Origin of the sequence: Rhodococcus sp. AQ5-07 (assembly GCF_009707305.1) — a bacterium.
Lineage (GTDB): Bacteria > Actinomycetota > Actinomycetes > Mycobacteriales > Mycobacteriaceae > Rhodococcus_F > Rhodococcus_F erythropolis.
Map to the genome: position 1 here is coordinate 4140427 of NZ_CP046099.1, position 13292 is coordinate 4153718.

13 protein-coding genes are annotated in these 13292 nt (G+C 61.7%); 6 read left to right on the forward strand and 7 right to left on the reverse strand.

Annotated elements, in window-relative coordinates; genetic code table 11:
• Positions 1-25 precede the first annotated feature (25 nt).
• Positions 26-445, reverse strand: a complete 420-nt coding sequence (locus tag GJB56_RS19310; protein WP_007729752.1) for a MerR family transcriptional regulator — start codon at positions 443-445, stop codon at positions 26-28.
• Positions 446-577: 132 nt separating this feature from the next.
• Between GJB56_RS19310 and GJB56_RS19315 the strand changes: the two genes are divergently transcribed.
• From GJB56_RS19315 to GJB56_RS19325, 3 genes are all read left to right on the forward strand, one after another.
• Positions 578-1987, forward strand: a complete 1410-nt coding sequence (locus GJB56_RS19315; protein WP_019745620.1) for an ABC1 kinase family protein — start codon at positions 578-580, stop codon at positions 1985-1987.
• 77 nt (positions 1988-2064) lie between these two features.
• Positions 2065-3792, forward strand: a complete 1728-nt coding sequence (locus GJB56_RS19320; RefSeq protein WP_230091018.1) for a PucR family transcriptional regulator — start codon at positions 2065-2067, stop codon at positions 3790-3792.
• Positions 3793-3871: 79 nt separating this feature from the next.
• On the forward strand, positions 3872-4987 hold the full coding sequence (locus GJB56_RS19325; RefSeq protein ID WP_019745622.1) for an NDMA-dependent alcohol dehydrogenase: 1116 nt from the start codon (positions 3872-3874) through the stop codon (positions 4985-4987).
• A gap of 57 nt (positions 4988-5044) precedes the next feature.
• Here GJB56_RS19325 and GJB56_RS19330 read toward each other — a convergent pair whose 3' ends face one another.
• The gene (locus GJB56_RS19330) at positions 5045-6040 is read right to left on the reverse strand and encodes an alpha/beta hydrolase (protein WP_019745623.1); all 996 of its coding nucleotides are present in this window, start codon (positions 6038-6040) and stop codon (positions 5045-5047) included.
• 201 nt (positions 6041-6241) lie between these two features.
• Positions 6242-6832, reverse strand: a complete 591-nt coding sequence (locus GJB56_RS19335) for a GlcG/HbpS family heme-binding protein (protein WP_019745624.1) — start codon at positions 6830-6832, stop codon at positions 6242-6244.
• Positions 6833-7016: 184 nt separating this feature from the next.
• On the opposite strand from GJB56_RS19335, the gene GJB56_RS19340 reads away from it, so the two are divergent.
• Both GJB56_RS19340 and GJB56_RS19345 read left to right on the forward strand, forming a co-directional pair.
• Positions 7017-8186, forward strand: coding sequence for a sensor histidine kinase (locus tag GJB56_RS19340; RefSeq protein WP_029537118.1), 1170 nt, complete (start codon positions 7017-7019; stop codon positions 8184-8186).
• Positions 8183-8812 (forward strand): response regulator, encoded by a 630-nt coding sequence (locus tag GJB56_RS19345; protein ID WP_019745626.1) that lies wholly within the window; start codon positions 8183-8185, stop codon positions 8810-8812. Before GJB56_RS19340 ends, GJB56_RS19345 begins: the two co-directional genes overlap by 4 nt.
• Positions 8813-8832: 20 nt before the next feature.
• Here the strand turns inward: GJB56_RS19345 and catC are convergent, their stop codons facing one another.
• Genes catC through catA form a run of 3 tightly spaced genes read right to left on the reverse strand, consistent with a single transcriptional unit; the run spans position 8833 to position 11118 of the window.
• The gene (gene catC / locus GJB56_RS19350; protein WP_003940264.1) at positions 8833-9114 is read right to left on the reverse strand and encodes a muconolactone Delta-isomerase; all 282 of its coding nucleotides are present in this window, start codon (positions 9112-9114) and stop codon (positions 8833-8835) included.
• A 13-nt stretch (positions 9115-9127) separates the two neighbouring features.
• The gene (locus GJB56_RS19355; protein WP_019745627.1) at positions 9128-10249 is read right to left on the reverse strand and encodes a muconate/chloromuconate family cycloisomerase; all 1122 of its coding nucleotides are present in this window, start codon (positions 10247-10249) and stop codon (positions 9128-9130) included.
• A gap of 29 nt (positions 10250-10278) precedes the next feature.
• Positions 10279-11118 (reverse strand): catechol 1,2-dioxygenase, encoded by an 840-nt coding sequence (catA, locus tag GJB56_RS19360; protein ID WP_113682669.1) that lies wholly within the window; start codon positions 11116-11118, stop codon positions 10279-10281.
• Between the two features lie 198 nt (positions 11119-11316).
• On the opposite strand from catA, the gene GJB56_RS19365 reads away from it, so the two are divergent.
• Positions 11317-12087 carry an IclR family transcriptional regulator gene (locus GJB56_RS19365; RefSeq protein WP_029537119.1) on the forward strand — a complete coding sequence of 257 codons (771 nt, stop codon included), beginning with the start codon at positions 11317-11319 and terminating at the stop codon, positions 12085-12087.
• On the opposite strand, the gene GJB56_RS19370 is transcribed toward GJB56_RS19365, so the two are convergent.
• Positions 12084-13022 (reverse strand): AraC family transcriptional regulator, encoded by a 939-nt coding sequence (locus GJB56_RS19370; protein WP_047889028.1) that lies wholly within the window; start codon positions 13020-13022, stop codon positions 12084-12086. The two genes, GJB56_RS19365 and GJB56_RS19370, sit on opposite strands and share 4 nt — an antisense overlap.
• Positions 13023-13292 lie beyond the last annotated feature (270 nt).

Sequence of the window (13292 nt, forward strand, 5' to 3'; positions counted from 1 at the left end):
GTAAGTGCGCCCTAACTATGAAGGTTCAAGTCAACTTGAAGTCAAGCGCCGCTTCGACGCGTATGTCGAGCTGCTCGAGCAACCACGGGCACTGCATCGGACGCTCTTGCCGACACGTCAGGTGATGCTCGAGAATCAGCTTCGCTCGCGTAGCAGCGGCGATCTGTGCCTCGAGTGTCGACACTTGATCTGCGAGAACCGTCGAGAACTGGTCGGACGTGGTGTCGGTTTCGATGAAGGACCGCACCTGTTCCAAGGACATTCCCGTCTCGGTGTACATCCGGATCAATGCCAGCCGGCGCAGCTCACGCTGCCCGTACCAGCGTTTGCCGCCAGTTCGCGACCGCGCGGACAGCAGTCCTTCATCCTCGTAGTAGCGCAAGGTCGACGCCGCAATTCCGAACGATTTTGCAACCTCGCCGATCGGGATCAAGTGCTCACGCATTCACCGATCGTAGGCTGAACGCGTAGGCGGTTCCGGCAGTTATGTGTGACTTGGCATACTGACTAACGGAAGGGGTCGCGTAAGTGATCTCACGGCAAAATGCTGGATGCGCTCGTAGAACGAGGGAGAGCTGTGCTGGATCCAACGCGACCTGTCGGGCCGTACTCGTCAGGAGTGCCCGCCACTGCCCTCGAAGTCCACATGCCGGACCTCGAACGCTTCGGCCTCGCCCAGTTGTGGCGTTCCGCGATCATCGCCGTCGTGTTGTCGACGTCGATCATGCTGGCACTGATCGTGTGGCCTTTCCGCAAGCGTGGACGCACGTGGGCTGACGCTGCCTCTGACGGGATGGTCGACGGCTTCATCGCTCTGGGTCCCACCTTCGTCAAGCTCGGTCAACTGGTCGCGTCGTCGTCCGGCCTGTTCCCGGCCCCCGTCGCCAATGCATGCCTACGTTGCCTCGACGACGTTCCGTCATTTCCTGCCGAGCAGGCCAGAAGCGTCGTACACGAGGACCTCGGATACTCCGTAGACGACCTGTTCGCGAAATTCGACGACGTACCTCTCGCGGCCGCGTCGGTGGCGCAGGTACACGCGTGCGTTCTGCACGATGGCCGCGAAGCTGTCATCAAGATCCAGCGTCCGGACATCTATGCGCGGATGCTGATCGACCTGCGGGCGGCGTATTGGGGCGCGAACATCCTCGAGAAGTTTGTCGAGTTCCTTCGAATTGCCAATGCCACCGCCATCATTCGCGATCTGCACAATGCAACGATGACGGAATTGAACAGCGCGGTCGAGGCCGACCGGCAAACCACATTCCGGAACAACATCAGCGCATTCGGTGACAACAAAGGAGTCACGACACCGGAGGTGTACTGGGACTACTGTGGTCCCCGCGTCATCTGTATGGAACGCATGCGCGGCGTTCCACTGGATCGGTTCGTCGCCGGTCCGGACGGCATCGACGAAGCCCGCATGCTGATCCGGCGCGGAGTGAAGGTCTGGCTCGAATCAGTCATCGTTCACGGTCCGTTCCACGGAGATGTCCACGCGGGAAATTTGTGGGTCCTCGACGACGGCCGGATAGCGATGCTCGACTTCGGCATCGTCGGCGTCCTTCCCGAGACATGGAGATCCATCCTTTCCGACATGTTCCGAGCCACCCTCATCGACGGTGATTTCGCCCGTGTCGCCCGCGGAATTCGATCCTTGGGATATGCAACCGACTACGAAGTCGACGACGATCAGCTCGGCATGCAGGTCGCAACGGCCCTGGCCCCGATTCTCGGCCGTGACCTCGGTGAACTCAAGCTCAGTGAATTGATCATGGCACTGATTCAGTTGGGCAAGCAGTGGGGTGTTGCAAGTCCCGAGGAATTGGTTCTTTTCGGTAAACAACTCGGATACTTCGAGCGATATGCGACGGCGTTGGCACCTGGTTGGGTGATCGGACAAGACCTTTATCTGTTCAAGAACGTTTTTCCAGAGGCAGTCGCCGAAAAGGTGCAGGAACTCGGCATCACCATGCCTGACGAATAAATTTGTCCTCTATTTCCTTATTCTGCATTTCGTCTGTCGGGGTTAGCCTGTAGTGACCCACCGGCCGAGGAGCAAATGTGCAGCCACTTTCTGTAGCCCTCCCGCAAGCGTCGACAGGTCCGAGGAATAACGGGCCGAGTGTCGGCACCACCCTCGGCGCCCTCATGCATTCCACGGACAAGTCCGTGATCGAACTTCTGGAAAGCCCGGAAGGACTCGATGTCGAAATCCGCTCGATCGCCCTCGTCGAGTCCTCCGATATCGACGGCACCGACAGCCGTGGTGCGATCTCCGACATCTACCTCCCCGTGGGGGTTCCCGAATCGACGTTGACGCAGTGGCTGCGAAAGTTCGAAGGCAGGCCGGCGAGGCGTCGTCCGAAGCTTCTGCTCGTCAAGAATGCGCGCGAGGCGACGACGGTTCTCACCGCCGCACGTAACATCGGGATCGCAGTGGCCACGGTACATCCGCAGGCTAGTTCCGGGCACGTCTATTCGCTCGTACTACGGCTTCTGACACAGAGCATGTACCGTTCGCGGGCCGTCGCAGGAGCTGTGGCCGGTGGTGATTCGGATCTGTTCGCGCTCTCGGAAACGATCGCCGAATTGACTGGCGGACTCGTGACGATCGACGACACGGCACTCCATGTCATCGCATATTCCTCTGCTCACGAAGGCGAAGACGAACTCCGTCAGCTCTCCATACTCGGCCGGGAGTGGCCGATTGAATACACCGAATGGATAGAGAGCAGAGGCGTGTTCGAGCATCTCAGGCGATCGGACGAGGTCATCAGTCTGCCCTCCGAGCCGAGCATCGGAGCCGCGCAGAGGCTGGCTGTGAGCATCACCCGCCCAGACCTGTCAGCGCCGACGGGTTCTGTTGCACACCAACACAATCTCGGCAGCATCTGGGTGCAGCGCGCCTCTGAACCTCTTTCCCACGACGCCCAAGCGGTATTGCGGGGTGCAGCGGCGGTCGCCGCACGCATTCTCATGCGTACCTTGGACGCCTCCAGCCGCGAGAATGCCCAAGTGCAAAGGCTGTTCGGTGTTCGCTCCGGTGGGGTCGACATGCACTCGCTGGCCGGTTCTTTCGGCATCAACACCGACGGACCGTCTGCGGTCATCGGATTTGCGACATCACTCTCGCCCGGATCGAATCTCGATCGAATCACCAACGCCTTGCGCCTGCGCGCCAGCGCATTCCGCAGCGACGCGGTCACGACGATCATCGACAACCGGATCTACGTATTGTTCCCTCAGGCCGACCACGAGGTCGCTGTCAGCGACTGGGCTTACGACACCGTGCGAGTAGTCGAGGACCGTGCGGGCATCAGCGTGCGCGCCGCAGTCGCGGTCCCGATCGCGCGGTTGCACGGCGTACCCGAGGCGCGTCGAGAGGTGGACCGCGTGCTCGATACCACCGATGATCACGAAACCTCGAAGGTCACCACACTCGCGGCGTCACGCACCGCGGTATTGCTGGGCGAGATACTCGACCTCGTTGCTGATCACGAGCGATTGCGAGACCCTCGTATCGACAGACTCGTCTCCTACGACGACAAGAACACCTCTGACATGCAGTTCACGCTCACGGCCTACCTGACAGCTTTCGGGGATGTGAAGAAGGCCGCCTCGTCTCTGAAAGTACATCCGAACACACTGCGCTACCGCATTCGGCGCGCTGAACAGATCATGGGCATTTCGTTGGACGAGCCGGACACGCGACTGCTCACCGAACTGCAACTCGCCATCTTGGGACGAACCCCGGACGAATCCGAAAAATACGAAACGTCCGATCAGTGAGATGGGCCTCGAGCCCGTCCTGAACTCTCGAGTAGACAACTGAGGTAGCCGAAGAACAACTCTCACCTCAGGAGAAACCTTGCGCACTCGTGGAGCCGTCATTCGCCAAGCACCAGGCACATACGAGGTGGTCGATCTCGAACTCGATTCACCCCGCAGCGGCGAACTCACTGTCAAGATGGTCGCCTCCGGCCTGTGCCACTCGGACGATCACATCGCCAGCGGCGACCACGGAGTCGGCCGCTATCCCATCTGCGGTGGACACGAAGGCGCCGGAATCGTCGTCGAGGTCGGGCCGAACACCGAAGGATGGTCCGAGGGCGATCATGTCGTGTTCTCGTTCCTCGCCGCCTGCGGCCGGTGCCGTTGGTGTGCAAGCGGAATCCAGAACCTCTGCGACAACGGCGCTGCCATCATGACCGGTAGCAGGCCCGGCGAAACCTCCAGTTACAGAATGTCTCTCGACGGTCATCCAGTCGCACAAACCTGCGGCCTGTCCACCTTCAGTGAATACACCACGGTCAGCACTCTCTCGGCAGTGAAAGTCGACAAACACCTGCCGCTCGACGCTTTGTGTCTGCTCGGTTGCGGCGTCGGAACCGGTTGGGGCGCCGCGGTCAACTCCGCTCAGGTGTACCCCGGGCAGACCGTCATCGTCATGGGGGTCGGCGGAATCGGAATCAACGCGGTACAGGGCGCCTCGCATGCCGGCGCCGCCCACGTGATCGCGGTGGACCCGGTTGCGTTCAAGCGCGACAGTGCATTGAAATTGGGGGCGACCCATGCCGTGGCCACCATGGAGGAAGCCACGGACATCGCGCGCTCGTTCACCAACGGCCAGGGCGCGGATTCCGCCATCGTCACCGTCGGCGTCACCACCGGAGAACATGTCGCGCAGGCGTTCTCGTCAATCCGCAAGGCAGGAACTTGCGTCGTCACCGGTCTCGGGAAGATGACGGACATCGGCATTCCCGTGAGCCTGATGGAACTCACCTTGTACCAGAAGAGAATTCAAGGATCCTTGTTCGGCGCATCCAATCCCACTGCCGACATTCCCTGGATGATCGATCTCTATACCAGCGGTAAGCTCGAACTCGACGGACTCATCACCAACCGGTACAGCCTCGACCAGATCAACGACGGTTTCGCCGACATGCATGCCGGTCGCAACCTGCGCGGAATCATCACCTTCTGAGCGAGTTCTCTCCGGACTTGACGCATACGCCAGTCCGGAGAGATCCTCACATCTGCGTCACCAGGCGTTCATGGTGTCGAGAATTTGTCCTCTGGCCATCCACAATTCAGCAGACCAATACGGCCAGGAGTGAATCCCGGCGGGCGGAAAGCTGTACGTCGCTGGGATTCCCATGGATTTCAGACGAATCTCGAATGCACGCGCATGCACCCACGAGAGCGCCTCCAGCCCCATACCTGTCGCCGTGTGGAAGTAATCGATCGGCGCAGACGGATGATCGTACGGTCCCGGGATGCCGTTGGACGACGAAATGTACATCGACAGTCCGCGAAGCGATTCCGCGTTGACGAACGGGTCGTTGCGAAGCCACCCCGATGACCACGGCGGGCCCCACATCGAATCGACGTTGTACCGGCCGGCGTCGAACATGGCTACGCGGATCGCCTCACGCATACCCGGGCCCGAGATATTGATGTAGCCGGACAGCGAGCCCGCGAACTTGAACTGATCCCGATGATGCCCCGCCAGGTTCAACGCGGCACTGCCGCCCATCGACAACCCGATGATCGCATTGTTGGTTGGTGAAACACCATACCCTGCAAGGAAGTCCGGAAGCTCGCGTGTGAGAAATGTTTCCCACCTGTACGTTATGGGCTGAGCATTGAAATTGGACGGCGCGTACCAGTCCGTGTAGAAACTCGACTCACCGCCGACCGGCATCACCAACGTGATGTTGTCGTTGCGGTACTGATCGAGTGCGTTGGTTTCGAAACTCCAAGCATTCCTGTCGTTTTGCGCGCGAAGACCGTCAAGTAGGTACAACGCGGCGTTGCCGCCCCGCGCGGCCCACTGCACCTGAACCTTGATGTTTCCCATCGAAGACGGGACCCACAACTCGTCGTAACCACCCCATGGCGCCGTATGCGCCGGAGTAGCGCTCACGGCGGTCGGACCGAACATGCCGCCGAGGAGGAAGATCGACAGCAACGCCGCTACGAGCACCCGTACCCGCCGTGTATTGCGTTCGGGCAACCTGAATCTGATTCTCTGCAAGGTTGTGTCTTTCCCCGAAACTGCGCATCAAGAAACTCGCTTCGGTAAGTGCATCGTCGGTTCCACTGTCGACGTGTTTGTCCCTTTCCGGGGGCTCCGGTGTTACAAAGTCGAGGTCATCGCAACAATCGGACAACTGTCGTGCCGAGCGAATCCAGGTGGCGAAAAGCACAATTCACGAAGCACGCTGAATGCGCTCACTCAGCCGAGTGACGAAGCGATCGCATCACGACCTGCTGCAGCACACGCTTGGTCCTGCATTCCGTCCGGTGCACCACCGACACCGATGCCGGCGATCGACGCGGATCCAGCCTTCACAGTGACTCCACCTGCAAGGAAGAGAGTGCCGGGGAGGTCGGCGATGGTCGATCCCTCGCCTTTGGTACGCTGCGAGAGGTCACTGGTGTCGGCTCCGAAAGCTGCAGAGGTGTACGCCTTCTCACGTGAGGCCTCCACCGTGTGCTGGGCTGCGTTGTCGCCGCGCACCATGGCGATGACATTTCCCGCACGGTCGACGACGGAGACGGTGACAAATCCGAGCCCGTCCGCCCGGCATTTTGCCAGGGCCGCACCAGCAGCCTTCACTGCTGCGTCGGCGCTGAGTCGATTCTGAGTGACAATCGCCGAATCGCCGGTCGCAGCAGGCAGCTGCGTGGCAGAAATCGACGTCGTGCTCGATGCGTTCGCCACCGGTGTGTCGGTGGTCGAGCACGCGGCGCTGGCAAGGATTGCGACAACCGGAACGGCGACAGCGAGCGTACGGGGAAGTCGTGTGTAAATGCGGTGGTTCATGTCGGGCACACTTTCAGTCGAATGGTTCGAAACCGTCCACTACAGCGTCGCGTCCGAGTGCGGGTGCGCACATCGGGCGCTCGGGTGACGAACCGTGCCCCGTCTGGTTGTGCAGATATCATCCGAATGGTTGATACGACGGCCTGGCACCCTCCGTAATATTCGAGGGATGAGTAACGGAGCCATGAACGCCGACGCCGAACTCGGCCTGCGCGGCCCGTTGGCATATGCGATCCACGCGTCGTTCTTCGTACTGCTGTCCACGTCAGGAGTCCGGTACGTCACAGTCCACGGGACCAGCGGTCGGTTCGGGGTGGTACTCGTCCTGGCCGTGGTCCTCGCCTTGCTCTACGCCGTGATGGCTACGGTGTCTTCGCGAGATGTGGTTCGCCAACGACTGTGGATGTGGCCGGTACTGAGCACCTGGACAGCGCTGGTCTGGCTTGCGCCGAGTTTCGCGTGGTGTGCGTTCCCCGTTCTCTTCCTCTGTATTCGTCTGTACCCGAGCAAGATCGCCTACCCCCTCGTCGGGATCCTGGGCGTCCTCGCCGGAATCGCGTTCTACCGAGTCACCGGTCGTGCCGAATTGGTGACACTGCTCGGACCTCTGTGCACCGCGGCACTGGTCGCGGCAGCGTACGGGCAGATGGAACGAGATGCCCGAGAACGCCTTCGGCTTCTACGTCAGGTAGCAGAAGCGCAATCTGCATTGGCAGATACCGAACGTGCTGCCGGCGTTGCCGCTGAGCGAGAGCGCCTCGCGCGCGAAATCCACGACACCGTTACTCAGGGACTGGCGAGCGCTCTTCTACGACTCGAGGCATCCGAACAAACTTGGAATACAACGGGTTCGCCGTCTCGAGCCGATGTCGATGCCGCAGCAGAGAACATCCGAACGAGCTTGATGCAGAGTCGCGACCTCGTCCACGATCTGGCACCGGCCAAGGGCGGTACGGGCGACTTCGACGCCTTGGTCGTGGCCGCCGCCCGCCAGTTCGTCCCGACCGTTCGGATCCGCACCGTCGGTGAAGCCGTCATCTTGCCCTCGGACGTAGCTCATGCCATCGTGCGAGTGGTCTCGAGCGCGTCCTCCAACATCGCCCGCCACGCTCGCGCCGAAACGGCGGGCGTGACGATCACGTATCTCGACGACTCCGTCTCCGTGGACATCTTCGACGACGGCGTCGGCTTCGATCCGGGAAAGCTCGCCGACCATTCTCGGTACGGTGGATACGGCCTACGTGCGATGCGAAGTCGCATCGCACAGCTCGGCGGATCGTTCACCGTGGAAAGTGCACCGGGAGACGGCACCGTCGTCGCGGCCCAGTTCCCTCTCGAACGGAGGATCCGGTGACCACCACCATTCGCGTGTTCCTCGTCGACGATCATCTGGTCGTGCGAGCCGGGCTGAGAGCGCTGCTGAACACTCAGCCGGACGTCGAAGTAGTCGGCGAAGCATCGTCCGGTGAGGGGGCGGCCACGGCGATACCGTCTGCCTCACCGGATCTGGTGATGATGGATCTGGACATGGGCACCGGCATGCACGGTGCAGAAGCGATCAAACGCTTGCGAAGCGACGGTGTCGATGTTCCCGTACTGGTTTTCACGACGTATGACACCGACGCCGACGTCGTGCGGGCCGTCGACGCCGGTGCCATCGGTTACCTACTCAAGGACTCAACGCCCGACGAGATCTTCGGCGCGGTGCGCGGCGCGGTCGCCGGGCGCAGCGTCCTCTCCCCCACCGTGGCCTCTCGTCTCGTCCAGCAGATGCAGCGCCCGCAGGAAGCGCTCACCGCCCGTGAGTCCGAACTGCTCAGCCTGCTCGCCGAGGGGATGACCAACCGCGAGCTGGGTAAGGCACTCTTCATCAGCGAAGCGACGGTGAAAACCCATCTTGGGCACATCTACGCCAAGCTCGGCGTCGATACCCGCTCTGCCGCAGTGTCCGTCGCATTGCGCCGCGACGGAATACGCTGACCCGCCCGCCCGCGCAGGCTCTACTTGATCGAAGATCCGTGCTGCGTCAACGGCATGACCTCGATGGTCATGTACGGGAACAGCGGGAGGTTCCAGAGAATCTCATGGAGTTCGTCAGCCGACTCGACGTCGAAGATGCTGATGTTGCTGAACTGTCCCACAATTCGCCACAGATGCACCCACTTTCCCTGTCGCTGAAGGTCTTGCGAGTACGCCTTCTCCGTTGCGACGGTATCGGCGCGTACTTCCGGATCCAGGTCGCGCGGAATATCGACGTCCATTCGAACGTGAAAGAGTGCCATGTTCTTCTATCCTCTAGTTCCTGGTCCAGGTCTTGACGGCGTCCATGTTCAGTTCGACTCCCAGTCCAGGTCCGGCGGGGAGGTGCAACTGACCCTCGGAATACTTCAGGGGTTCCTGAAGCAACTCTTCGCTGAAGAGCAGCGGGCCGAAAAGCTCTGTTCCGAAGTTGATTCCAGGCTCGGCGCACGCGAAGTGCAACGAAGCGGCGGTGCCGATCGGGCCTTCGATGGACGTCGCACCGTGGCACGCGATACCGGCGGCCTTGGCAATTGCGACGATGTCGCGGCTGCGCTGGAGGCCACCACACTTGGTGGTCTTGAGGGCGATGACATCGGCGGCGCTCCGGCGGGCGATTTCGAGAGCGTCGTGTGGGGTCTGCACACTCTCGTCGGCCATGATCGGAATCGGTAGTAGCCTGCTGAGTTCGGCGAGGACCTCGATTTGGTCTGCCGGAGTGGGCTGTTCGATCAGTTCGACTCCACCGTCTGCGAGCTGTGGCAGGTACCGCAGCGCCGTGAAGCGATCCCACCGCGCGTTGACGTCGACGCGGACGCCGGCGTGGCCGTCGAGCGCCTGCGCGATGCTGACGATGCGCGCGACGTCGACCGCCGGGTCGAGTGCTCCCATTTTGAGTTTGAAGCTGAAATTGAGCCGTGATTCGAGCTTTTCGTGAGCTTCTTCGATGATCTCGTCCGCCGGCGCAGCACCCAGTGCCCACGTGACGTCGACACTCTCGCGGAAAGCCCCGCCGAGGAGCGTGTGCACGGGGACTCCCAGGCTACGAGCCCAGGCGTCGTGCAACGCCACGTCGACGGCGGCCTTCGCGAATCGTGCATTGGCAACAACTTTTTCGATGTCGGCCATGATCGCGGTGATCTGATCCACACGCCTGCCGACCACCACCGGCGCGATGTACTTCTCGATGATGACCTGCATCGTCTCCACCGATTCGCCGCCCCACCACGGACCGCCCGGAACGACACCTTCGCCATATCCGATAACACCGTCGGATGTGCGAATCGCGACCAGCAATAACGGCTGCGCCGTCATCGACGTGGTGGCGAACTTGTGGGGGCGGACCAAAGGAACGTCGAGGATGGTCGTCTCGATGGAGACGATCGACAGGTCTGTCATCAAATCACTTTCTTTCGAACAGTTGTGGATCAGGCCGGGTCGAGCACGAAGTCGTACGTGACCCGGTTGATTCCATCGGCACCCGGCTTCGGACCGAGAATCAGTTCGGGCTTCGTGGCAGTTGCCACGTCGTTCTCGATCCACTCACCGTCCTTGAAATAGAGCTGCGTAGTGATCGTGCGCTTGCCGGGTGCCTTCACCATGAGGTGCAGGTGAGCCGGACGCCACGGGTGCCAGCCGGCCTTCTCGATGAACCAACCGGTGGGGCCGTCGGTCGGGATCTGGTACGGCGCAGGCTGAATCGTGGTGATCTCGAACCGTCCCGCTCCGTCGGTCACGATCGTTCCGCGGAGGTTCCCGTCGGGGATGTGCGGCGCGAAATGGGAGTAGTAGCCCTCGTCGTCCGCATGCCACAGCTCGACGGTGGCCCCATCCAACCCGTTGCCGTCGAGATCGCGAACCTGGCCCTCGAAGACCAGCTTCGATCCAACCTCGTTGTCACGCATCGGAAGTTCACACTTGGATGGCAACGTCTTGGCGTCGGCGACGTAGTAGGGGCCCTCGATGCTTCCCTTGGTGCCGTGCTGGCCGCGGTACGCAACCTCCTCGACGTTGTGCTCGAGGAAGACGTCCAGCCACAGGGGCCACTCGCCGAACTGGCCGATGTCGATGAGCCACTGCTTGAGTACGCGGTACTCGGGGTAGGTGATGCCGTGCTTGTCGATGACGCCGGCAAGTGCCTCGAGCACGTCCTTGGCGATGGCCGAGACGCGCTCGGGCGGGGTGTCCGCGCTGACTCGTTCCTGGAGGAACTTGTCGGTGGCGGCCGTGCCCGAACCTACTGCGGTGGGGCTCTCGGAAGTGGTCATGTGGTCCTCCTCGGGGCCGTATGTGGCTGTTACCGGGTGGGTGCCGTACTGCTGGGCTGAGTCGGCTTCCCAAGTCTGGTTGTACGCTGTGCGTACCTCTGTTACGCTGTGCGTACGCTTGTACTGTGCGCCCAGTCACAAGGTTTGTCAACCTTCGAGGGCACTGATCAGGCATACCCGCAGATGAAAGGTCATTCCGTGAGCGAGAACGATCGCGATTACATCCAGAGCATCGAGCGTGGATTCGCTGTGCTGATGGCCTTCGACGAGAAGAACCCCAACCCGTCGCTCGCAGATCTTGCCGCCGAAACGGGCCTCTCCCGCCCCGCGGTCCGGCGTATCCTCCTCACCCTGCAGAAACTCGGATACGTCACCGGCAACAACAGTCGGTGGTCGCTCACCCCGCGCGTTCTAAGCATCGGCCAGCACTTCTCGGCATCACATGCCCTGACCGAGGCGGCGCTCCCCCGCCTGCTGGAGATCGCAGAACACACCCACGAGTCGGCGTCGCTCGGGGTCCTCGACGGCGTCGACGTGGTCTACGCCGCGCGAGTACCCGTACGCCGGATCATGAGCATCAACGTCAGCGTCGGTACCAGAGTGCCTGCATATGCGACCTCCATGGGCCGCGCCCTGCTAGCTTGGGCGCCAACCGAAATCGTCGACAAAGTCATCGCGAACTCCACGTTCGACGCCCTCACACCCACCACGATCACCGACGAAGGCGCATTCCACACCGCACTTCGAGTGGTGCGCGAGCAGGGTTATGCACTCACGTCCGAGGAACTGGAAGACGGCCTGATTTCCCTCGCCGCCCCCGTCCGCGACGCCGGCGGAAGCGTCGTCGGTGTGGCAGCGTGTTCTACCTCGGCCGGACGCACAACCCCGGAAGCCTTTCGCGCCGACGTCGCACCGTTCCTCGTCGAGAAGGCGAATCAGCTCAGCGCGGACATGGGATACCGGAGCTAACTTCTCAATACTTCGGAAGGCAACACACCGTACTTACGCCGAAAAGACGACGCGAATCGTCCGGTGTGCGTAAAACCCCATCTCACAGCGACATCGGTGACCGTCGTCGAGTCGTCGGCATCCACCAGATCTGCGTGGACCCGCTCGAGGCGGATGTCGAGCAGGCATTCCGACGGACTCCGGCCCACGTACTGCCGAAATCCCTCCTGCAATCTCCGTACGCTGACGCCCGCCACCTCGGCCATCTCTGCTGCGGTCCACACGCGGGCCGGGTCGTCGTGCATCTCGTCGAGCACCCGCTTGACGATGCGTGGCCTGGCATGTCGCACCGCGTCCTCACTTTCGGGCATTGCAGCGAGGACGAATGCCGTGACCACGGCACCGGAGAGCTGAGCTGCCACCAGTTCGTTGTGCAGCACGCCGACCGGGCCGAGGATCTGATCCGACAGTGAGCGAACAAATTTCAGCCATCTGGCTCCGTCGTCTCCCCGAAGATCCACCTGATCAGGCAAGTGCATTCCGGGCCGGCCGAGTACCTTCTCCATCTCGCGGTCGAGGTACTGACGGTCCATCCGGACTCCGACAATTTCGCAGTCCGCGCTCCACCGCGTGATTCTTGTGGTGATGTCGGGCGGACACACCGTCGCAACGCCCTCCGTCGAGAGCACGTGCGAGCCCGCGAACACCGACTCGAGCTCGCCCGAGAGCGGGATGTTCACCCCGTAGGCACCGGGATGCTCGGATTCGACCGCGACGTCTGCTCCCCATCGAATATGAGCGATCCTCAGCGGTCCCAACTCGGCGGTGCACACCCCGACTCCGCTGGCCGCGTGCCGTGACAACGGCGTGAGCGTGTGCGGAAAATAGGCGTCCGAAACCGCATCACACGCCTCGTCCCAGTCGCGGGGAGCTGTACCGATCTTGGAGTCGACCATCGTCCTTCTTCACCTTCCAAACCCGTGACCAGCCACATTGCCGAGCATGAGCGCTGAACATCATTGAACACTGTGTCCCCGGTCACTTCCAAGAGGAAACGGATACAGGCTTCGATCGGGTGCGCAATCCGGATAGACACCGCGCTGTACGGATCGACCGAACGCCGCGCTCGCCGTACGTTCGTCTTCACTCCCGGCGCGAGTCGTCCAGCACCTCCGCCTCCCGCACTTCGCGGCACCCTCACTCACCAGCCATCCGACAAGGAGGTC